The organism is Kribbella sp. NPDC050820, assembly GCF_040653975.1.
Classification (GTDB): Bacteria; Actinomycetota; Actinomycetes; order Propionibacteriales; family Kribbellaceae; genus Kribbella.
Genome location: NZ_JBFAHB010000001.1, coordinates 456038 through 477848 on the forward strand (window position 1 = coordinate 456038; position 21811 = coordinate 477848).

Annotated in this window: 19 protein-coding genes and 1 pseudogene; 18 read left to right on the top strand and 2 right to left on the bottom strand. The window is 69.0% G+C overall.

What is annotated here, in order from left to right:
• Positions 1-106: 106 nt before the first annotated feature.
• Both AB0H36_RS02290 and AB0H36_RS02295 read left to right on the top strand, forming a co-directional pair.
• Positions 107-1324 (top strand): DUF222 domain-containing protein, encoded by a 1218-nt coding sequence (locus AB0H36_RS02290; protein WP_360515040.1) that lies wholly within the window; start codon positions 107-109, stop codon positions 1322-1324.
• A 13-nt stretch (positions 1325-1337) separates the two neighbouring features.
• A complete protein-coding gene (locus AB0H36_RS02295) occupies positions 1338-1754 on the top strand; it encodes an HNH endonuclease signature motif containing protein (protein WP_360515043.1) in 417 nt (138 codons plus the stop codon).
• Positions 1755-1796: 42 nt separating this feature from the next.
• On the opposite strand, the pseudogene AB0H36_RS02300 reads toward AB0H36_RS02295, so the two are convergent.
• Positions 1797-2084 (bottom strand): annotated as a pseudogene (locus AB0H36_RS02300) (DUF1963 domain-containing protein); the annotation flags it as partial.
• 358 nt (positions 2085-2442) lie between these two features.
• Here AB0H36_RS02300 and AB0H36_RS02305 point away from each other — a divergent pair.
• Together AB0H36_RS02305 and AB0H36_RS02310 are read left to right on the top strand one after the other, a co-directional pair.
• Positions 2443-2721, top strand: coding sequence for a helix-turn-helix domain-containing protein (locus AB0H36_RS02305; protein ID WP_360515046.1), 279 nt, complete (start codon positions 2443-2445; stop codon positions 2719-2721).
• A gap of 46 nt (positions 2722-2767) precedes the next feature.
• Complete coding sequence (locus AB0H36_RS02310) at positions 2768-4876, top strand: hypothetical protein (protein ID WP_360515049.1); 2109 nt, start codon at positions 2768-2770, stop codon at positions 4874-4876.
• A 5-nt stretch (positions 4877-4881) separates the two neighbouring features.
• On the opposite strand, the gene AB0H36_RS02315 is transcribed toward AB0H36_RS02310, so the two are convergent.
• Positions 4882-6294, bottom strand: a complete 1413-nt coding sequence (locus AB0H36_RS02315) for a family 43 glycosylhydrolase (RefSeq protein ID WP_360515052.1) — start codon at positions 6292-6294, stop codon at positions 4882-4884.
• Between the two features lie 131 nt (positions 6295-6425).
• Here AB0H36_RS02315 and AB0H36_RS02320 point away from each other — a divergent pair, with 131 nt between their 5' ends.
• The 14 genes from AB0H36_RS02320 to AB0H36_RS02385 all read left to right on the top strand — a co-directional run bounded on the left by AB0H36_RS02320 (position 6426) and on the right by AB0H36_RS02385 (position 21219).
• Positions 6426-6650, top strand: a complete 225-nt coding sequence (locus AB0H36_RS02320; RefSeq protein WP_360515055.1) for a hypothetical protein — start codon at positions 6426-6428, stop codon at positions 6648-6650.
• Positions 6651-6675: 25 nt separating this feature from the next.
• Entirely contained in the window at positions 6676-9327 is a 2652-nt protein-coding gene (locus AB0H36_RS02325) for a hypothetical protein (protein ID WP_360515057.1), read from the top strand.
• A gap of 242 nt (positions 9328-9569) precedes the next feature.
• Positions 9570-9803: a hypothetical protein gene (locus AB0H36_RS02330; protein WP_360515060.1), complete on the top strand. Its 234-nt coding sequence runs from the start codon at positions 9570-9572 to the stop codon at positions 9801-9803.
• Positions 9804-9984: 181 nt separating this feature from the next.
• The gene (locus tag AB0H36_RS02335; RefSeq protein ID WP_360515063.1) at positions 9985-11322 is read left to right on the top strand and encodes an FGGY-family carbohydrate kinase; all 1338 of its coding nucleotides are present in this window, start codon (positions 9985-9987) and stop codon (positions 11320-11322) included.
• Positions 11319-11936: a histidine phosphatase family protein gene (locus tag AB0H36_RS02340; RefSeq protein ID WP_360515066.1), complete on the top strand. Its 618-nt coding sequence runs from the start codon at positions 11319-11321 to the stop codon at positions 11934-11936. Before AB0H36_RS02335 ends, AB0H36_RS02340 begins: the two co-directional genes overlap by 4 nt.
• Positions 11933-12733 carry a DeoR/GlpR family DNA-binding transcription regulator gene (locus AB0H36_RS02345; protein ID WP_360515069.1) on the top strand — a complete coding sequence of 267 codons (801 nt, stop codon included), beginning with the start codon at positions 11933-11935 and terminating at the stop codon, positions 12731-12733. Before AB0H36_RS02340 ends, AB0H36_RS02345 begins: the two co-directional genes overlap by 4 nt.
• Positions 12734-12745: 12 nt before the next feature.
• On the top strand, positions 12746-14206 hold the full coding sequence (locus AB0H36_RS02350; protein ID WP_360515072.1) for an FGGY-family carbohydrate kinase: 1461 nt from the start codon (positions 12746-12748) through the stop codon (positions 14204-14206).
• Entirely contained in the window at positions 14206-15225 is a 1020-nt protein-coding gene (locus AB0H36_RS02355; protein WP_360515075.1) for a 2-hydroxyacid dehydrogenase, read from the top strand. The genes AB0H36_RS02350 and AB0H36_RS02355 overlap by 1 nt, the downstream gene beginning before the upstream one ends.
• Before the next feature lie 99 nt (positions 15226-15324).
• Positions 15325-16131, top strand: a complete 807-nt coding sequence (locus AB0H36_RS02360) for an inositol monophosphatase family protein (protein WP_360515078.1) — start codon at positions 15325-15327, stop codon at positions 16129-16131.
• Positions 16128-17081: a sugar ABC transporter permease gene (locus tag AB0H36_RS02365; RefSeq protein ID WP_360515081.1), complete on the top strand. Its 954-nt coding sequence runs from the start codon at positions 16128-16130 to the stop codon at positions 17079-17081. The genes AB0H36_RS02360 and AB0H36_RS02365 overlap by 4 nt, the downstream gene beginning before the upstream one ends.
• On the top strand, positions 17078-17890 hold the full coding sequence (locus tag AB0H36_RS02370; protein WP_360515084.1) for a carbohydrate ABC transporter permease: 813 nt from the start codon (positions 17078-17080) through the stop codon (positions 17888-17890). Before AB0H36_RS02365 ends, AB0H36_RS02370 begins: the two co-directional genes overlap by 4 nt.
• A complete protein-coding gene (locus AB0H36_RS02375) occupies positions 17887-19212 on the top strand; it encodes an ABC transporter substrate-binding protein (RefSeq protein WP_360515087.1) in 1326 nt (441 codons plus the stop codon). Before AB0H36_RS02370 ends, AB0H36_RS02375 begins: the two co-directional genes overlap by 4 nt.
• Positions 19209-19895, top strand: a complete 687-nt coding sequence (locus tag AB0H36_RS02380; protein ID WP_360515090.1) for a glycerophosphodiester phosphodiesterase family protein — start codon at positions 19209-19211, stop codon at positions 19893-19895. The genes AB0H36_RS02375 and AB0H36_RS02380 overlap by 4 nt, the downstream gene beginning before the upstream one ends.
• Before the next feature lie 127 nt (positions 19896-20022).
• The gene (locus AB0H36_RS02385; RefSeq protein ID WP_360515093.1) at positions 20023-21219 is read left to right on the top strand and encodes a Gfo/Idh/MocA family oxidoreductase; all 1197 of its coding nucleotides are present in this window, start codon (positions 20023-20025) and stop codon (positions 21217-21219) included.
• Positions 21220-21811: the final 592 nt, after the last annotated feature.

A 21811-nucleotide genomic window follows, 5' to 3' on the forward strand; every position in this document is an offset into this window, starting at 1 on the left:
TGTCCACAGGGTCCCGTGGCTGTGGACAACAGTGGTTGCCGGAATCCCAAGAAAATAAGGGGATTTCGGTTTGAGTTCTGTCGGTGGTGGTGTCTAGGGTTCAGGTATGGAGCCTCTGGGTGAGCGGCCGGTGTGGTCGATGAGCGGCTGTGAGATGCTGTCGACTCTCGACACACTCGAGGCTGAGCTCGCCCGGCTCCAGACCTACCGCCTACAGGTCATCGCGGGCCTGGAGGGTGTTGGGCATGCCGAGGAGATCGGCGGCCACGACACGGCCCGATTGCTGGCCTTCCGGTATCGCCTGAATGGCATCGACGCTCGGCGTGATGTGCGGCTCGCTCTTGCATTACCGAGGTACGTCGAGGTGTCGGCGGCTCTCCCCGATGCGGCTGCGCAGTACTCCACCGATGTCGCCGTCGACGTAGCTGATGACGTGGCGAGAGCTGATGATCGTGGTTCGGACGGTGAACGTCGGTGGCTGCTACGGCCGGCGCAGGCCGAGGCCATCGTGTCGGCTCTCGAGCGCGTCCCGTCAACGGTTCCCGCTGAGGACGTCGAGGTCGCCGAGCAGCAGCTGGTTGCCTTGGCTCGCCACCTTTCGCCGGCTGAGCTTCGCAAGGCAGGCAAGGAGATCCGCGATCTTCTGGACGCTGACGGCCCGGAGCCCAACGAACGCAAGGCCTACGCCCGCGAGTCTCTCACCATGAGCACGGCCGACAACGGTGTGACGTTCCGCGGCTACCTCGCGAACGAGAACGCCGAGCTGTTCCGCGCCCTCATCCACGCCGGCGCCAAGCCGCGCAAGACCGTGGACGGCGAAGCAGATCCGCGATCACGCGACAAGCGCCAGGCAGACGCATTGACCAGCGTCCTGACGACTGCCGCCGCTGCTGCCGACGCCGGCCACAGGCCCGACACCACCACCGGCCACACCACCACCGGCCACACCACCACCGGCTACATCACCAGCGGCCCGGTACCGCACGCTTGTGCCGGTCCGGATTGCGCAGCCTGCGTGGGCGACGCTTCTGCTGAGCGTGCGGCTGCTGATGGTGTGCGTGGTGGTGCGGGCGGGTGGGTGCCCGGCTTCGGGGCCAAGGCGAATATCACGGTCACCATCGACTTGGCGGACCTGAAGGCGGCCGCCGCCGACGCGACCGGCAAGCTCGTGTACGGCGACGACCTGTCCGCGGGGGCAATTCGGCGTCTGGCCTGCGACGCGAAGATCATCCCACTGGTACTCGGCACGAACTCGGAACCACTCGACGTCGGTCGCGCCGAACGACTAGTCAACCGAGCGATGCGCCGCGCCCTGAACGCGTGACCGAGGCTGCGTCGTGTGCGGCGCGCCACCGATTCACTGCGACGCCCACCATCTGCGGAGCTGGATCGACGGCGGCCCCACCTCGGTCGGCAACCTCGTCCTGTTGTGCCGCCGCCACCATCATGACCTCCACGCCGGCCACTGGACAGTCACGATCTCCAACGGCAAAGTCCACGTCTCCCGCCCACCGTGGGCCGACCCGCCACCACCTCGCGCAACCAGCCCTGACTTATCGAGTCGGCACGGCCGGAGTGAGCGCACTGCTCGCCTACGTCCTGTGTCCGCGCAGTCTCACCCACCCACGCCCCGCGGCGATCCCGACCTGCCACGCACAGAGCCGGTGGCCTGCGAACGCTCGCCGCTGACGGGTCGGTGGGCGGCCGATGAGGCGGCAATAGAAGAGGCAGCCCGGTTCGCGATCCCGGGGTGAGCCTTCTGCCGTTCCCGAGCCGGCGCTGATCCAGCCAGCGGCGGGCAGGGGCGCGGCCGCCGCCGGCGAGCAGGCGTGCATCTCCGCGCAGTCGAGTTGGGCGATGAAGCTCAACGGGCGCCCCTCGGCAGTGGTCGGCCACTCGATGCTCTCGGCAAGCATCGGCCGGCCGCCAAGCCGTGTCCGGGTGTCCTGAGCCGGTACGAGGCGGAGGCTTTGGCGGCACAGCCTGGTCAGGGGTTCGGCGTACTCGGCGAGTCCGACTGCCAGGAGGCGGTTGCGGAATTCGGTGGGTGCCTTCGGCGAGTGCTGCCAGGTCGCGCTCGTCACAAGGCCAAGTAGACCTTAGGGGTACAGGGTGGGATCGGTTGGAGGATGGCGTGTTGTTCCTTGGTTACCCGGGCGAGCAAGGTTAGGAGTACCTAGCAGTAGCGGGTGGTGGACCAGGAGGCGCCATAGCGGTAGAAGACGGCTCTGCGTTGGCCGAGGTTGGTTCGTGGCGTCGCCGTGGGAGAGGCCGTCGCCGTAGCCGTACTTGCCGCCTACCGCGCCCCGGTAGCTGCCGGAGTGGACGGGGAGGAAGAAGCCGCCGTGCCGCCGGATCGACGCGAAACACCCGTCGATGAAGAGACCCTCGACGTAGCTGTCCTCCTCACCGCAGAAGCGCCGTAGGAGTGACCCAGGACGGGTGGTCGGGCAGCCGCTCGAACGCCGGGCCGGCTTCGACGCCCAGCAGATGGGCACGAACATCACCCGCTTTCGCAACGAGCACCGCTTCCGGCGTTTCCTCGACACGTACGGCGCCGGCCACGACGTCACCGTCCTGGACGCAGCCCTCGAGGCCGGCTTCGGCAGCTACCCCCAGTTCCACCGAGTCACGCGATCAATCACCGGCACAAGCCCAGCCGAATACCTCAAAGCCCGTTCGTCGATCGTCGCTGTAACGTTCGGCCGCCGTAGCCGATAGCAGAGCGCGGCTATCTTTCCGCCGCTCTGACTTCTGGGAGTTCCCTTTGCGCACGTTCCTGCGCTTCGCCGCGCCTGTGGCCCTGTCGGCCGTCGTCCTGACCGCGGCTGTTCCGGCCACGGCGGTCAACGGTTTCTCCACCTCGACCCAGCAGGCGGAGTCGGTTCCGTCGGTGCCGCTCGGCGTGCGGGTGAAGGGCACCTTCACCGGGATCGACCTCGCCTGGAACCTTCCCGCTGACGAAGGGACCACCGACGGTGTGACCGGCTTCGTCGTTCGCCGCACCGTGAACGGCACCGAGACCTCCTACCCCGTGCCGCGAGCAGCGGGCACCCTCTTCAACTGGCAGGACACCGAGCGGCTTCCCGGCGCGATGTACTCCGTTGCCGCGGTCAACGCCGACGGCGAGGGACCGGCCAGCGTTCCCGGACCGGCCGACACCGTACCGGGCACAGCCGTCGTGGAGCCGAAAGATGCCGTCACCGTCGCTCACACCGTGACGACCGACGGCGTCAGCCGCACCTTCCTCGGACAGCTCGCCGTGCAGGGAGCAACCCAGGTCATTCCGCTCGCCACCTCGGGCCCGACCCAGCAGGTCGACAAGGCCATCGCGGCGTCGGCCGACGGGCGGCAGGTCGTCTTCTCACAGGGGCAGACGAGCCTGTGGACGGTCTCGGCGGTCGTTCCGCACGCGCAACCGGTGAAGATCCTCGACGGGTCGAGTGGGATCTCAGTGAAGTCATGGTCACCGGACGGCACCCGGATCGCCTTCGAACGGGAGCAGGACGGCACTTCCTGCGTCGAGGTCATCGGCGCGACCGGCGGCACCCCGATCCGGGTCGGCTGCAACCTGGCCGCGCCGTCCTGGCTGCCCGACAACCAGACACTCGTCGTCAAGGAGCAGGCGCAGGGCAAACTGCAACGGATCCAGGCCAAGGCGGGCGGCGCGGTACTGACCACGTACGCCGGCACCGAACTGGCGCAGCACCCGGTCGCGTCACCGGACGGCCTGTGGATCGCCTATTTCAAGAACACCTCGGTGAACGTGATCCCCGTCGCCGGGGGCACTCCGGTCCCTGGTTACCCGTTCGGCACGAGTGGTGAGTGGATCAGCTGGGCGAACTCCAACCACCTGCTCGTCACCCGCCGTACGGAGTCCGGGAGCACTCTGCAGCAGGTCCCCGTCAACGACGGACGGCCGTACGTGAACGCGCAGCTCTTCGACCCGCCGGCCGGCGACCTTGTCGAGTCGGCCGTCTGGCAGGGCCCACAGATCACGATCAAGCCGACCCCGGCCTACGTCGGGCCGAACCTGACGGTGCCCTTCGACACAACGGGGCTGGTCTCGCCCTACCTGACCTGCGAGTTCGACGGGGTCAGAACGGCGCCGTGCCCGCCGTCGCCGTTCCAGAAGGCCGGTGTCGCGCCCGGCCTGCACGTCCTGAGGGTCTGGGCCGTCGAGCCGGGCGGACGCGGGACCACAGCCGTCCGCTGGCTCAACGTCGACTCCGTTGCGCCGAGCGTCAAGATCACCGGACCGACGTTCGACGTGACGAAGGCGGCCACGGCCATGATCACCTACGCCGGGGCCGACGACAACGGCATCGGCTCGTACGACGTTCGGTGGCGGATCGCATCCACCGCGGGGAACTTCGGCGCCTACGCGCCGGTCAAGTCCGGTACGACGGCGACGTCCGTCGCGATCAGCGTTGCCGCGGGCTACGAGTACTGCGTTTCGGTCCGGGTCCGCGACCTCGCCGGCAACCTGTCCGGCTGGACCGCCGACAAGTGCTTCGCCCGGCCCTCGGACGACCGCCTGATGGGCGCCGCCAAGGGCTGGGTCCGGGCCTCTCATCGCGCCTACTACCTGGGTACCGCGACCGTCACCAGCGCGCAGGGCATCTCCGTCTCCCGCAGCGTGCAGGCCAAGCGGCTGTTCCTGATCGCCACGAAGTGCGCAACCTGCGGCGGCCTGAACGTCTACTACAACGGCAAGTACGTGGGCGCTGTGAACCTGTACAAGGCGACGACCGAGTACCAGGCCGTCGTACCGCTCCCCGTGCCGGCGACCTTCCTGACCGGTTCGGTCCTCCTGACCACCAGGGTGGGAAGCAGGGTCTACCAGGTCGACGGGCTCGCGGTACGGCGTACCTGAGCCCGTCAGTAGACCTCGATGCGGTCCAGGCTGATGACTGTGCTGGTGGAGGCTGGGTTCTTGTCGCCGGTGACGCGGACGCGGATGGTGTGGGCGCCGGGGGCGAGGGTTGGGCTGACGTACATCAGGTGCTCGCCGACGCGGATCGAGCTGTAGTAGTCGATCCGCTGCTCCGGTCCGCCGTCGATCGAGATACCGGCGATCCCGTTGCCCACGTCGGCGACGCTGAGCAGCGCGACCTTGGTGCCGTTGAAGTGGATGGTCGCGGAGGCGTCCCGAACGCCGCTCCAGTGGTCGTTGCCCCAGAAGCACTGGTTCCCGCAGCCCGATCCCGAGCTCCAGTTGCCGCTGTACACGACCGTGCTGTCGGTGTCGTTGATCCAGTAGTTCGCCGAGCCGGGGTCACCGGACGGCAGGTTCTGCGTCGCGCCGGCAGCCAGCGGCCGGCCGAGGTTCGGGGTGCCGTCGGCGTTCCAGCTGATCTTCTGCGCCCGGCTGGTGCGGAAGGAGTACGTGTAGGTGCTGGTGTTCTTGCCGTGGTACGCGATCCAGTCCTCGGTCCCGTCCGGCGACTTGAAGAACGAGTGGTGACCCGGACCCCACACACCGGTCGCGTCGTTGCGGGAGAAGATCGGGCCGGGGTGCTGCACCCAGTTCGACGCGACCATCGGGTCGGCGCCGTTCGCGATGCTCTTCATCCACAACTGGTAGTCCGGCTTGCCGGTGTCGCAGGACGAGTAGGTGAGCAACACGCGCCCGTTGCCGTAGATCGGCGTCGGTCCCTCGCGCACTTCGCTGCAACCACCGTCGGCGGGAATCGCGACTCGGCCGCCGGTCACCGTCCACGGGTTGCTCATCCGTGCGATGTAGAGCTGTGCCGGTCCACCTTGACCACGCCCGGGCCCGGTCCAGACGAAGTACTGCTGTCCGTTCACCGTGATCGGCTCGCCGTCGATCGCGTACTCGCCGAAGTCCGCGATCTTCGCCTTGAAGTGGTACGGGCCGAGCGGGTTGTCGCCCTCGGACTCGATCACGTACATCCGGTGGTTCGCGTCCACGCCGTCGGAGGCGGTGTAGTAGATGTACCAGCGGCCGCCCACGTGTCGGAACGCCGGCGCCCACATCTGCGTGTTGCGGCTCGGGTCCGAGTCCCGCCAGACCACCTGTTCCGGCTGCACCAGCAGGGTCGCCAGGCTCGGCGACGACCAGATCCCGATCCGGTCGCCGCGTGTGGTCGCGACGTAGTACCTGCCGTTGTGGAACATCAGCGACGGGTCGGCCGACGGGTTCACGGGGTTGCGGAAGGTCTGTGACTGCACAGCACTCTCCAGTTGGGGCGCCGACGACGCCGGTACGACGCCGGCCAGCAGTAGTACGGCGGAAGCGATCAAGGCGACTGTGGGGCGGAAGAACCACATGGCAGTACCTCTCGAGCCGGAGGGGCGGACCGGTCCCGTCGTTTGTACTGCGTCTTTACCATCGTTGTAAACCCTTCACAGCAGGATCGAAGGCCGGGAACCGCCGTACCAGGACCGGCGTCGTATCGCGCATGAAGCTGAAGGTGAGGGTCGTGCACTACCGCTGTCACGGACGTGACTGCTGGTACGCCGACATCGACGACGCCGACGACCGCCAGCCGGACGACCCGTACTGGTACGCCGACGGCTGCTGCTCACAGTCCGAGGCGATCACGCTCGCCTGCGCCCAGCTCGCCGCCCTGGAGCAGGCGGCCGGGCCGCTGACACGCATCAGCGAGTCTCAAGTCGCCGCCTGAACTCCACGACCGGCATCATGGGGCGATGCTCGGGGAATCGGAGGGCACGAAAGGCGACGCCACGATCGAGCAGATCGGCCGGCGCCGGACGTTGACCAGGACACTTCAACTCGCAGTCGTGCTCGCCGTGGTCCAGTGGCCGATGCGCGACGCGGTGCACGACGCGGCCGGCTCGGCGCTCGGCTGTGAGGTGCCCGGCCGGCTGTCGTTGCTGGTCGACGCGACGTTCATCATGGCCTACGTCTACGCGGCGTACCGGGCCTACAAGTACGTCAAGTTCCTGAATCGCCAGTCCTGGAAGCAGATCGCGGCCGTCGGGTCGTGGATCGTGTTCGCCGCCGCGGTGCTCGACATCGTCGAGGACGTCCGGCTGTGGAACGAGCTCGGGACGTCCTGCGTCGACCTGTCGACCGGCTGGCTCACCTGGCTGATGCGCGGTACTGCACTCGCCGGCGCCGTGATCCTGGCCGTCGCGCTCTTCGCCACCAGCCGCTTCGGGCAACGCAAGCTGTACGGCGTCCGCCTCGACCCACCGGCGACGTTCAACCGGATCAAGGACGACGGCAAGGACGCCGGCCAGCTGGTGATCACCTGTTCCGGCGGTGGGATCCGGTCGGCGTCGTTCTGCCTCGGCGCCCTGCAACTCCTGCGCGAGAAGGGCTTGTACGACAAGGCGTCGAGTGTGATCGGCGTCAGCGGCGGCGGCTACATGGCCGCTGCGTTCCATGTCCTCCGGCGGACCTGCACCGACCCGTTCTCGCCGGGATCGCCGGAGCTCGCGCGGTTGCGGCGGCAGACCCGGTACCTGTTGCAGGGCGGCCGGGCGATGTTCCGGGCCGCGTTGTCGGTGCTGTTCGGGCTGGTCGTCAACCTGCTGCTGATCGGGATCACACTGCGCGCGATCGCCTGGGTGCTCGGCTGGTTCCTCGCCGACCAGCAGGTGGTCGTGCTGGGCGACGGCGGGATCGAGGTCGACTGGCGGCCGAACGACTCCTGGTTCTTCCTCGGGCTGTCGCTGTTCCCGCTTGCAGTGAGCGCGGCGATGTTCGTGCTGGAGAAGGTGTGGGACCGCTGGGCCCGGATGCCGGATGTGGTCCGGATGATCCTGACGACGATCGCGAACGTCGCACTCAAGTTCGGCGTACCGCTTGCCGTGCTGCTGCTCGGCGTACCGGGCGGCCTTTACCTGCTGGCACAACTCGCGGGCGAGTCCAGTCTGCCCTCGGCGTTGCTGGCGCTGGTCGATCCGGCGAGACAAGGCATCGCGTCGTTCAGCGCACTCGTCGTCGTCCTGATCGGGCTCGGCAAGGCGGTCTGGAACGGTCTCGCGGTCGAGGGCAAGGAGTCCAGCAGCATGCGGGCCCGGTTGCTCGCGTTCGCCCGGACCAAGCTCGCGCCGTGGGCGGCGAGCGCGATCATCGTGCTCGCGGCGGTGATCGTGCTGCTGCGCTGGACCGGCGGCTACGCGACCGAGCCCGGGTACCAGGAGAACTGGACCGTCGCGCTGATCCTGGCCGCGATCGCGGTCGCCATCAAGGTGCTCACCGACGCGAACCGGACGTCGCTGCACTCGTTCTACCGCGAGCGGTTGTCGCGCGCGTTCCTGGTCACCCGGAAGGACAACGGCGCGGCCGTCGCGCTCGACTACCACCTGCGGCTGCGGTACTCGGAGTGGGGCAAGCCGGTCGACGGCGGGCCGCAGCTGGTCATCGCCGGCGTCGCGAACGTGTCCGACGGCGACTTCGTGCCGAGCCAGCGCGACTGCGTGCCGTTCGTCTTCGACGCCCAGCAGATCGGGATCATCGGCGACCGGTCGCTGCCCGACGGCGGCCGCCGGGTGACCGACGACTACGAACGCGAGGCCGACATGCTGAAGCGGGAGGTGACGGTGCCGGCCGCGATGGCGATCAGCGGCGCCGCGTTCAGCCCGCTCACCGGCCGGGTGAACGCGCGGACCAGGCCGGTCCGGCTGCTGCTCGCCGTACTGAACGCGCGGCTCGGGGTGTGGCTGCCGAACCCGTATTGGAACAACCGGTCCACGCCCGCGTTCCCGGAGGTCCGCGGGACCGTCGCGAAGGTCCGGCGGTACGTCGGCAGCGTGATCGACAAGCCGGGTCCGTACCGGCTGCTGCTGGAGGGGATCGGGCAGCCGTCGATGTACGACCGGCGGATCTACGTCACCGACGGCGGGCACTACGACAACCTCGGCCTGGTCGAGGCGCTCCGCCGGGAGCCGGCCCAGGTGATCGTGATCGACGCGTCGAACGACCCCGAGGACCGGTTCACCGCGCTGGCCGAGGCGATCGCCACCGCCCGGATGGACCACGGGATCCAGATCGACATCGACCCGTCGCCGATGGTCCGCGGCGGCAAGCCGCGGGCCGACCGGCCGTGGGCCTACGGGATCGCGACGCACCCGCTGAAGGACGGCGCGGACAAGCCGTACAAGACCGAGATCTTCTTCGTGAAGGCGGTGCTGGCCGGCCACCTCGGCTGGGACATCGAGCAGTACGCCGCCGGGCACCCGGACTTCCCGCGGCGGACCACCGGCGACCAGTTCTACGACGAGTGGGACTTCGAGGCCTACCGCTCCCTCGGCTACGCGCTGGCCGAGTCCCTCACCGAGCACCACCGGGTCCGCGCCCGCCTCGAGGACCTCCGGACCGCGAGGGTCTAGGCAACCAACTACCGGGTCGACGGCAACCAAATGCCGGTGCGGATGCACGTGCAGTCCGCCTGGTGAGCGGATGGTTGCCTACCTCCCGGCGCGGTGGTGTGATTGGTGGCCGTGTGCCGGAGAATCTTTACACAAAATTAGCCGTGACCTTTCCGGGCATCAGGTCGTTGAGCAGTCAGACAGTTCACGATCTGCAGAGATCGCTGGGGCAGATTCGCTGGGGAATCTGGGAAGGACCGCCCGTGCATCGATTCAACTCGCCACCTGACTGGCCCGAGCCGCCCAGCGACACCTGGCGTCCGCCGCCGGGCTGGGAGCCGGATCCCGAATGGCCGGAGGCGCCGGCGGGCTGGGGCTTCTGGGTCAACCGCAACGGCCGCCCGGCAAGCGGGCCGATCGGCGCGTACGGCGCGCTCGACGCCGGCCGGATCGAGTTCGCCGCCGTCGACCCCGCCCTGGTGCTCATGCACTCCTGATCAGCCACCACTCTGACCGTCCCGTCGGTACAGGCGCAGCCGACTGGGCCCGCCCGGCTCCCGCAAGCCTCACAGCTGCGGGAGCCGAGTCTTGTCCGGGTTCGGACGCGGGCTGGCGTGTTCTTACCGTCTTCTGATGTTATGTTATCAGCGCAGATAACACTGGATCGGGAGGCTGGGCGTGAGCTGGATCGGCGTTGACCTCGGCACGCAGAGTGTGCGCGCCGTCCGCGTCGATGCCGACGGTTCGGTTGCTGCCCGCGCGGCGCGGCCGCTGGTGAGCCACCGCGACGGCCCACGCCACGAGCAGGACCCGCAGACCTGGCTGGACGCGGTCGACGCCGTCCTCGCCGAGGTCGCCGGCCCCGAGCTCGACGGCATTGCGATCTGTTCGACCTCCGGCACCTTCTTGCTGACCGACGAGCAGAGCCGCCCGGTCACCCGGGCGCTGATGTACGACGACGCCCGTGCAGCCGACCTGCGTGACCGCATCGTGGACGCCGACCCGAATCGCTGGTCGACCTCGATGCAGCCGACCTGGGCACTCCCGAAGCTCCTCTCGCTGAACCCATCGGCGCAGCACCGGATCGTCCACAGCGCCGACTTCGTCGCGGCGCACCTCGTCGGCCACCCGGTCGCCACGGACACCAGTCACGCCCTCAAGACCGGTTACGACCTGGTCGCCGACACCTGGCCGCAGGCCGCCTTCGACAGGCTCGGCCTCCCGGCGAGCCTCTTCTCCGACGTCGTCCTCCCCGGCACCGAGCTCGGCCGGACGCCGTCCGGAGTTCCCGTCTACGCCGGCATGACCGACGGCTGCGCCGCCCAGATCGCCGCCGGCGCCCTGAGCCCCGGCGCGTGGAACTCGGTGCTCGGTACGACGCTCGTCCTCAAAGGCGTGAGCAAGGACCTCCTCGACGACCCCACCGGCGCCGTCTACAGCCACCGGCATCCGGACGGCGGCTGGCTCCCCGGCGGCGCCTCCAGCACGGGCGCCGGCGTACTCACCGAGCTGCTTCCACACGCGGACCTCGATGCGCTGGACAAGGCGGCAAGTCCGGTCGACGCCGTCATCTACCCGCTCACCAAGACGGGTGAGCGGTTCCCGTTCGTCGCTCCGCAGGCCGAGCGTTTCACCCTGGGCAACCCGTCCGGTGACTTGGCGACGTACGTCGCGGTACTACAAGGTGTGGCCTTCATCGAGCGACTCGCCTTCGAGCACATGGTCGGCCTCGGCGCGGAGCCACTCCGATCGGTGTCGCTCACCGGAGGCGCCGTCCGCAGCGGGTACTGGAACCAGCTCCGCGCCGACGTCCTCGGCGTACCGGTCGAGCTCCCGGCGGCACCGGACCCGGCGTACGGCATGGCCGTGCTCGCCGCGTCGTCCGGCGGCTCGCTCACCGAGACGGCGCGCCGGATGGTCAGGACGGACCGCATCCTCGAACCAGGTCAACGACACCTCGAGGACCTGTACGGCGAGTTCGTCGCCGAGCTGGACCGACGGGGGTACCGCGGATGAGAACGACGATCGTCCTGGCCAGGCACGGCCGGACCGAATGGCACCACGGCAACCGCTACACCGGGTCGACCGACCTCCCGATCGACGAGGTCGGCGTACGGCAGGCGCAGCAGCTCAGGGAGTGGGCGATCGACTACGCGCCGGACGTGCTGTGGTGCTCGCCGATGCTGCGCGCCCGGCAGACCATCGCGCCGACGGCCGAGCTGCTGGACCTCGAGCCGACGCTCGACGCGCGGCTGCGGGAGGTCGACTTCGGCTCGGCCGAGGGGAAGATGCTCGGTGAGCTGCCGCCGGCGGTGGCGAAGGCGTTCCAGCTGGACCCGGTCCGCGACCACTTCCCCGGTGGGGAGGACCCGGCCGCGGCGGCCGATCGGGTGCACGAGGTCTTCCACGAGATCGGGCGGCAGCACCAGGGCCAGAGGGTGCTCGTGGTCGCGCACAACACCCTGATCCGGCTGCTCACCTGCCGGGTGCTCGGACTGCGGCTGAACGACTACCGCAGACTGCTACCTGCGCTCGGTCCCGCGGCGTTGGTGCGTTTCCGGTGGCAGGACGGCACAGTGGGTCTCGAGGCGTACAACGTTCCCGCAGTACGAATGGAGACCCTGGCATGACATCCGACGTCGACGGTGACACCACCGAGCTGAGTCGTCCCGCCCGCCGGCAGGCCGAGATCGCGGCCTACGTCGTCGAGCACGGCTCGGTCTCGGCCAATGACCTGGTCGAGGCGTTCGGGGTGAGCGTGATGACCGTGCACCGCGACCTGGACGAGCTCGAGCGCCAGGGCGTGGTGCGCAAGTACCGCGGCGGTGTCAGCGCGCAGCCGACCAGCGTGTTCGAGAGCAACGTCGCGTACCGGCTGAACACCGCGCAGACCGAGAAGACCGCGATCGCCCGGCACGCCCGCGCGATGATCGAGCCCGGCATGTCGGTGATGCTCGACGACTCGACCAGCGCGCTGGCCCTGGTCGACCTGTTCGAGGACATCACCCCGTTGACGGTGGCAACGAACTTCCTGCCCGCGATCACCAAGCTGACCGCGCTGCGGGACATCACCCTGCTCGCGCTCGGCGGGATCTACTCCGCGACGCACGACTCGTTCGGCGGGATGCCGTGCGCGGAGGCGGTCGAGGCGCTGCACACCGACCTGCTGTTCTGCTCGGTCTCCGCGGTGTCGCCGACGCACGCCTTCCACCAGGAGGAGGAGATCGTCCTGGTGAAGCGGGCGATGCTGCGGTCCGCGAAGACCAAGGTGCTGCTGGTCGACCACGCGAAGCTCCAGCGCACCGCCCTGCACCGGCTCGCGCCACTCACCGACTTCGACGTCGTGATCGTGGACGAGAAGACCCCGCAGGACCTGATCCAGCCGCTCCGCGACCACGGCGCGACCGTGGAGGTCGCAAAACTCTAGAAGGGGGAGCTTATGGACGTCGGGGTTGACGTCGGCACCACTGTCACCAAGGCCGTCGCGTTCGACGACGACGGGCGGCCGGTGGCCGAGGCGTCCCGGCCGACCAGGCTGGTCCGGCCCGGGATCGGCCGGTTCGAGCACGAGACCGGCGAGATCGTTGCCTCGGTCAACGAGGTGGTCGGTGAGCTGGCCGGCACGGTGGGGAACCGGCCCGGCGTCTTGGCGATCACCGCCCAGGGTGACGGCCTCTGGCTGGTCGACTCCGACGGTACGGCGGCCCGCCCGGCGATCTCGTGGCTGGACGCGCGCAGCAGCGCGATCCTCGAGCGCTGGACCGACGACGGTGTCGCCGAGCGGGTGTTCCGCCGGTCCGGCAATCGGATGTTCCCGGGCGCGTCCGGTCCGCTGCTGGCCGCCGTACTCGCGGAAGAGCCCGAGGTGGTCGCCCGCGCGGGGACGGCGGCGTACTGCAAGGACGTCGTGATGCAGCAGCTCACCGGCGTCCGTGCGACCGACGTGTCGGACGCGTCCGCGCCGTTCCTCGATCCGCGGACCAACGAGTACGACGACGAGGCGCTGAAAGCAACCGGTCTGTCCGAGCTGCGGCACCTGCTGGCGCCGGTGGAATCCGCCGGCCCGGTTGGCGAGCTCCGCGACGACTCGACTGGAATGGCGGCCGGCACCAGGGTTTCCGCCGGACCGTACGACCTCCCAGCCGCAGCCGCCGGGACCGGCGTACAAGAGCCCGGCGACGCGTTGCTGACCGTCGGTACGACGCTCGCCTGCCAAGTGGTGACGCGCGAGCTGCCGGTGGACGGGGAGCCGGCGGGATTGTTCCTCGGGACGTGGACACCAGGTGTCTGGCTCCGCGCGATGCCCGCGATGGTCGGCACGGCCGCGCTCGACCGGGTGCTGGCGTTGGTCGGCGTCGGGACGGACAAACTGCCGTCGTTGCTCGCGGAGAGCCCAGTCGGCGCACAAGGCGTGACCGTCCTTCCGTACCTGTCCGAGGCCGGCGAGCGGGCGCCGTTCGTCGACACGCGCGCTCGCGGGACGATCGACGGGATCTCGCTGTCCACCACCACAGCCGACCTGGTCCGCGCGACCTGCGAGGGCATCGCGTACGCCGCCCGCCATTGCCTGGAGGCGGCCGGTTGGATCGGTCGCGTCACCGTCTGCGGCGGCGGCGCTCGCAGCCGCGAGTGGACGCAGATCCTGGCGGATGTCCTGAACGCGCCCCTGCACACCGCCGAGGCAGAACAGGTCGCCGCTCGCGGTGCCGTGATCTGTGCTCGGCGCGCGGCCGATCCGGACAGCGCCGGACCGGAGTGGATCGCCGAGACCCGCCAGGTCGACCCGGATCCCGCCCGCGCGGCCTTCTACGCCGAGGGCTACGCCCACTACCTGCGCCGCATCGAGTCGGCCCGCCCACGCTGGTCCGACCCCGCCCCAACGTTCACCACAGGAGTTTGATGAGAACCATCAAGGCATTGCTGGCCGGCGATCATTTCGTGCGCAACGAGATGCTCGCCAAGGCACTGTCCTCTCTCGACGACGTCGCCTTCGACTTCCGCGAGGTCACGCTGCCCTGGCCGTTGACGCCGTACGGGCGGGTGGCCGAAGTGGACGAGGCGAGTGACGCCGAGGACCAGCTGATCGAGGCGCTGGCCGGCGTCGAGGTCGCGGTCACCCAGATGGGCCCGTTCACCGAGCGCGTCCTCGAGTCCGCGGCCGACCTGAAGTTCCTCGTGGTCTGCCGGGGTGGGCCGGTCAACGTGAACGTGCCGGCGGCGGCCAAGCGCGGGATCGCCGTCGCCTCCACGCCCGGCCGCAACGCGGTCGCGGCCGCTGAGCATGCCGTCGCGTTGATGATGGGCGCCATGCGCAACCTGCCCCGCCTGCAACGCACGCTGGAGCAGGGGGAGTGGCGCAGCGACCTCTACGCGTACGACGAGTGCGGCCTCGAGCTCGACGGGTCCACCGTCGGACTGGTCGGGTACGGCGCGATCGGCCAGCGGGTCGCCCGCGTGATGCTCGCCTTCGGTGCGCACGTCCTGGTCGCCGATCCCTTTGTCGGCAAGGCATCTGAGGGCATCGAGCTGGTCGAGCTGGACGACCTGCTGCGTCGGTCGGACGTGGTCAGCCTGCATGCCCGGCTGACCGAGCAGACCCGCGGCATGATCGGCGCCGACCAGATCGCGCTGATGCCACGCGGCGCCGTACTGGTGAACACGGCTCGTGGCGGCCTGCTCGACTACGACGCGACCGTCGACGCGCTGGAGTCCGGTCAGCTGGGCGCGGCCGCCTTCGACGTCTTCCCGTCCGAGCCGGTCCCAGCCGGCGCCCGGTTGCTGACGGCACCCAATGTCGTCATGACCCCGCACCTCGCCGGTGCCACCCGTCAAACCGCCCACCGGGCCGGCTCCCTGGCCGCCGAGGCCGTCGCCGCCTACCTGGCCGGGAAGGACCCGGTCGGGCTGGTCTCGGCGTAAGGATGACGATTGAGGTCGTTGTCCGGATCGTTGTGAAGTGGGTGAGAAAATCACATAGATTCTCTATACGTCACCATGAAACGGTGATAATTTCACCGCGTGCTTAACACTCCGCCCCACACCGAGCTTCGTGAGCTGGCCCTTCGGCTGGCGTTCGAGGCCGGTGCGGAGTTGGTGGCGCGGCAACCAGGTCTATCGATTGACGCGGCCGGTGTCGAGACCAAGACCTCGGCGAGCGACCCGGTCAGTGCCGCGGACCGGGCGTCCGAGAAGCTCATCACCGACGGCCTGACCGCGGCGCGACCGGGTGACGGCCTGCTCGGTGAGGAAGGCGCGTCCCGCCCGTCGACCACCGGCCTGACGTGGGTGATCGACCCCCTGGACGGCACGGTGAACTACCTCTACGGCAGGCTCGACTGGTGTGTCTCCATCGCGGTAGAGGATGGGGCCGGTGCACTGGTCGGCGTGGTCCACCAGCCGCGGACCGGGCTCACCTGGTCGGCCGCTCGCGGTGCAGGTGCCGTCCGCAACGATGTCGCTCTCGGCCCGCTGCGTGACGTCGCCCTCGAGTCCGCCTTGGTGAGCACGGGATTCTCGTATCTGCCGGAGGTGCGCGCCGAGCAGGCCGACCACCTGCGCCGGCTGCTGCCCGTCGTACGGGATGTGCGTCGTGGCGGCTCGGCCGCCCTCGACCTGTGCTCAGTAGCCGACGGTACGGCGGATGCCTACTACGAACACCTGATCCAGCCGTGGGACATCGCCGCCGGATCCCTGATCGCCCGCGAGGCGGGTGCTCAGATCATCACCGGAACCGCCTTGCCCCACGGCGTTCTCGCGGCCGCGCCTGCCCTGGCGGCCGCTCTTGTCGAACTGCTCGCCCCATCAACCCCGAGGAGGTCGGTGTGACCGCACTAGACCTGCCGGTCCGGGCCCATCCGGACGAACGCCGGCTGGCCGCGGACAGCGGCAACCAGCAACGCCGCAGGCGACGCCGCGAGTACGGGCTGTTCGCCCTGCTGGTGGCGCCCAACCTGCTGGTGATCGCGGTCTTCGCGTACTGGCCGATCATCTACAACGCGTTCCTCAGCCTGACCGACTGGAACATGATCGCGGCCCGCCCGTCCTTCGTCGGACTGGCGAACTACGGCCGGACGCTGACCGACCCGGCGTTCCACAAGACCCTGTGGATCACCGTGGTGTTCACCGGCCTGATCGTGGCCGGCAGCCTGGTCATCGGACTGGCGCTGGCGTTCCTGTTCAACCTGCCGCTGAAGGGCCGCGGCGCGGTCCGGACGATCGCGTTCGCTCCGCACATCCTGTCGGGCGCGGCGGTCGCGACCATCTGGCTGTTCATCTTCGACCCCGGCTACGGGCTGATGCGGGCGCTGATCGAGCCGTTCGGTGCCGAGCCGCCGGACTGGATGAACAACTCCGACTGGGCGCTGCCCGGCCTGGTGATCGTCTACCTGTGGAAGAACGTCGGCTTCGCCGCGCTGATCTACCTGGCCGGCCTGCAGGGCCTGCCTAAGGAGCTCGACGAGGCGGCCGCGATCGACGGCGCCTCGACCTGGACCCGGTTCCGCGCGATCAAGCTGCCGTTGCTTGCCCCGATCACCTTCTTCCTGCTGATCACCACGGTGATCGGCACCTTCCAGGCGTTCGACGTGATCGCAGTGATGACCGGTGGTGGCCCTGGTGACGCCACTACCACGCTCAGCTGGTCGATCTACAACGAGGGCTTCCAGGCGTTCAACGCCGGCCGGGCGGCGACGCTGTCGATCATCATGTTCGTGATCCTGCTGCTGGTGACCACGGTGCAGGCCCGCGTGATGGAGAGGCGGGTGCACTACCGATGAAGGCTCGTGCGATCCAGTACGTCGTACTGGTCGGGGTGGCGGCCGTGTTCCTCGGACCGCTGTACTGGCTGCTGTCGACGGCGTTCAAGGTGCCGACCCAGATCTACCAGTGGCCGCCGGCCTGGTGGCCGGACCTGACCTGGGAGAACTTCAGCCTGGCCTGGAAGGCGGCGCCGTTCGACCGGTTCTTCCTGAACTCCACGATCATCACCGTGGCCGGAACCGTGCTGAAGGTGGCCAACGCCGTACTGACGGCCTATGCGTTCGCCTACCTGCGCTTCCCGTTCAAGAAGGTGCTGTTCTTCGCGGTGCTCGGCGCGATGATGGTGCCTGGTCACGTCACCCTGCTGCCGAACTACCTGACCGTCGCGACGCTCGGCTGGATCAACACCTACGCCGGCCTGATCATCCCCGGCATCGGCTCGGCGTTCGCGACCTTCCTGATGCGGCAGCACTTCCTCACCCTGCCGACCGAGGTGACCGACGCGGCCGCGGTCGACGGTGCCGGGCACCTGCGGACGCTGTGGCGGGTCGTGCTGCCGATGTCGCGGCCGATGCTGATCACGGTCGTGGTGATCACCGCGGTCGAGGAGTGGAACAACTTCGTCTGGCCGCTGATCGTCACCAACACCGCCTCGATGCGGACGCTGCCGGTCGGGCTGCTGATCCTCAAGGACGAGGAGGGCCTGGCGAACTGGGGAACGATCATGGCCGGCACGCTGCTCGTCCTCGCGCCGATGCTGCTGATCTTCCTGATCGCCCAGCGCTACATCGTCGGCGGCATCACCCAGGGAGCGCTGAAGGGATGAGCATGCTGAATCGCAGGGTGTTCCTCGGGCTGGCGGCCGGCGCCACGCTGGCCGGCTGCGGCTACCGCTCGGTCGACGCGGAGTACTCCCAGCCCGCGGGGGTGGTGCCGAAGCAGTATGCGAACCGGGTCCGGGTGGTGTTCTGGTCGCCGTACGGCGGTGTGAACGGCAAGGCAGTCGACAAACTCGTTGCCAAGTTCAACGACTCCCAGCAGGACGTGTACGTCGAGGTGCAGTTCCAGGGCAGCTACGACGACGTGGCCCAGAAGGTCGCGGCCGCACTCGTCGCCAAGCAGGCGCCGGACCTCGCCGTACTGTCCGACGTGACCTGGGAGCGGTTCTTCCTGAACGACGCGCTCGAGCCGCTCAACGGCTACTTCACCGACGGTTTCGGCCCGGCCGTCTACCAGGAGAAGCTGTTCGGCGAGTACGTCGTCAAGGGGCAGAGCTGGTGTGTCCCGTTCGCCCGCAGCACACCGATCATGTACTACAACCGGGAGGCGTTCGCGAAGGCCGGGCTGCCGGACCGGGCGCCGCGGACCTGGAGCGAACTGCGGTCCTGGGGGCCGGAGCTCGCCAAGGTGCAGTCCGGCGGCCGGTCGCTGCGGACGATCGCGTTCGCGAAGATCGACGGCGACTGGCAGTTCCAGGGCAACGTGTGGCAGTTCGGCGGCGCCTACTCCAAGGGCCTCGACGTCACCATCGACCAGGACGGCGCGGTCGCCGCGGGTGAGTGGCAGCGTTCGATGGTGCACGACAAGGGGCTTGCCTACATGGCGAGCAGCCCCAGCACCGACTTCGCCAACGGGCTGGTGGCCGTCATCCAGGAGTCGACCGGCGGCATGAAGACCATCACCGGCAAGGCCAAGTTCGACGTCGGCGCCGGTTTCATCCCGTCCGAGGTCGCCTCCGGGCTGGCGACCGGCGGTGGCGGGATCGGGATGCTGCGGAACATCTCAGGCGAGCGCAAGACCGCGGCCGCCACGTTCCTGCAGTTCCTGGCCCGGCCGGAGAACTCGGCCTGGTGGACCAAGGAGACCGGCTACCTGCCGGTGGTGAACGCGGCCCGGGACAACCCGGACCTGAAGAAGCTGATCGCGGAGAAGCCGAACTACGGTGTCGCGATCGAGCAGCTGAAGAACGCCCGGCAGCAGGACGCGATCCGGCTCTACGGCCGGAACGCGAACGTCGTCATCTACACCGGCCTGCAGCAGATCTACGCCGACAACGCCCAGCCGAAGCAGGTGTTCGCGTCGGTCGCCCGGCGGCTGGACGCGATCGGCGAGGAAGTCCGCCGACAGTACGAGGAGAAGGTTCTGTGATCATCACCGGCCACCGCGGTGCGCTCGGGACCGAACCGGAGAACACACTGCGTTCGTTCCGCCGCGCCGTCGCCGATGGCTGCGACGAGATCGAGCTCGACCTCCGGGTCACCGCCGACGACGAGCTCGTCGTCCTGCACGACGCGACCGTCGACCGGACCACGTCCGGCTCGGGGGAGGTCGCGTCGCTGTCGTTCGACGAGCTCCGGTCGCTGGACGCCGGGCTCGGCGAGGTGGTCCCGACCTGGGCCGAGACGATCGCCGCGATCGGTGTCCGGTTCCAGGCCGAGGTGAAGGCGGCTCGCGCCGTACCGCTGCTGGTCGAGTCCCTGCAGGCCGACCCGGCGCTGGCCGCCCGGACGATGGTCACGTCGTCGCACGCCGACATCCTGCTCGCGGTCCGGCAGGCGATGCCGTCGGCGTCGACCGGGCTGATCTTCGGCCGTACGCCGGATGTCGCCGACGTGCTCTCGCTGACCCAGGCCGCTCAGGCGGGTACGGCGCTGTGTGGCATCGCCGGCCTGACCGCGGACGGCGTCGAGAAACTCCACGCCGCCGGCCTCGACGTCACCGCCTGGCCGGTCCCCGACCAGCAGACCCTCGACCAGGCCGTCACCCTGGGCGTCGACGGCATCACCACCGACAACCCCCACCTCCTCACGCGGGCGAACCCCCGACCTTGAGAAGCCACCAACCAAAAAATCACCTCGGCGACGATCGGTGGCTTCTCAAGGTGGTGGGGCGTCCCGACACGTTCCAACGTCTGAATTTGTTCTTTCGCGGCAGAAAAATGTGTGATTGCCTAGGCGCATGAGCATCAGCATCGGTGTGGTCGGAGCCGGCCAGTTCGCCCCCTCGTTCCTGCGGCTGTGGTCCGCGCACCCGGATGTGTCCGACGTGCGGCTGACCGACGTCGTACCCGAACGGACTGCCGAAATGGCGGCCAAACAGGGGATCACCCTCACCTACCAGTCGTTCGAGGAGATGCTGGCGTCCGACGTGGACGCGGTGGCGATCTTCACCCAGCGCTGGCTGCACGGTGAGATGGCGATCCGCGCGCTGGAGGCCGGCAAGCACGTGTACTCGACCGTCCCGATGGCGATCGAGGCGGACCAGATCGCCCGCATCATCGAGCTGGTCAAGGAGACCGGCCTGACCTACATGATGGGCGAGACCAGCTACTACTACCCGTCCTCGGTGTACTGCCGGCAGAAGCTGGCCGACGGCGCCTTCGGCCGGGTGTTCTACGCCGAGGGCGACTACGTCCACGACATGGACCTCGGGTTCTACGCGGCGTACCAGTACAGCGGCGGCGACGACTGGAAGAAGACCGCCTCGTTCCCGCCCATGCTGTACCCGACCCACGCGGTCGGCAACGTGCTCTCGGTGACCGGCCAGCACGCCACCCACGTCTCCTGCATCGGCGTCCAGGACGACCGCGGCGACGGCGTCTTCGACAAGGACGTCAGCGAGTTCGACAACGACTTCAGCAACGCCACCGCGCTGTTCAAGCTCGCCGACGGCGGCGTGATGCGCACCAACGAGATGCGCCGCGTCGGCTACCCCTCGCACATCCGTGAGTCCCGGCTGCGCGTGTTCGGCACCGAGGGCAGCTTCGAGCAGCTCGCCACCACGACCCTGTGGCAGAACAAGGAAGGCGTGGAGGACATCAGCCAGCTGATGGAGACCAAGCCCAGCAGCTCCCTCGACGACGCCGACCTGGCCAACGTCGACCCGGCCCTGCGCGACGCCTTCCGCTCCGGCCTCTCCCCGGTCCACGACCGCAGCCGCCTCCCCGCCGAGTTCGACGGCCTCCACAACGGCCACGAGGGCTCCCACCACTTCCTCGCCGACGACTTCGTCCGCGCAGTCGCCGACAAGACCCTCCCACCCATCAACGCCTGGGTAGCCGCCCGCTACACCCTCCCCGGCATCTACGCCCACCAGTCCGCCCTCCAAGGCGGCACCCAACTACAAATCCCCGACCACGGCGACGCCCCGGCCTAACCCACGCGTGCTTCCGCGGGTGAGTGCGTGCTGCAGTGGGTGAGCCGGCCCGTGATGGGTGGGAAGTGTGGTGTCAGCCCACGCGTGCTCCCGCAGTCGCTCCTGCGTCGCGCCCGCTACGCGCGCTCCCACCCGCCCCGGCTTCCGCCGTGCGTTCCTTGCCCGGCTGCCGCCGGGCGATTGCGGGCTGCCGCCCGCGGGTGAGTGCGTGCTGCGGTGGGTGAGCCGGCCCGTGGTTGGGGTGGGGCGCCGTGATGCGGGTGTGGTGAAGCCGACGTGGGCAGAGCTGGCCGCCAGCGCATGAAGGCGTGGCCAGAGTTGGGGATAGCGCATGAAGTGGTGGGGCTGAACAGGCTGTTTGGGCTCTTGCGAAGGATGTGTGGCGCGGGTTGAACGGACGCACACCGTTGCGTTGTCGGGTTTGTGAGCGGCGAGGGCGGACCGCCGGGCCATCACAATCGGCTGGCATCCGGCGGTGCCAGGCAGGGCGCCGGGTTGGAGGTGGTGATTGTGATGGCCTGGCGGTCCGCGGCATCGGGATCCCGTTCGCGGGTGGTCCGGGTGGCACGGGCGCGGTGCACTCGACCGCCCT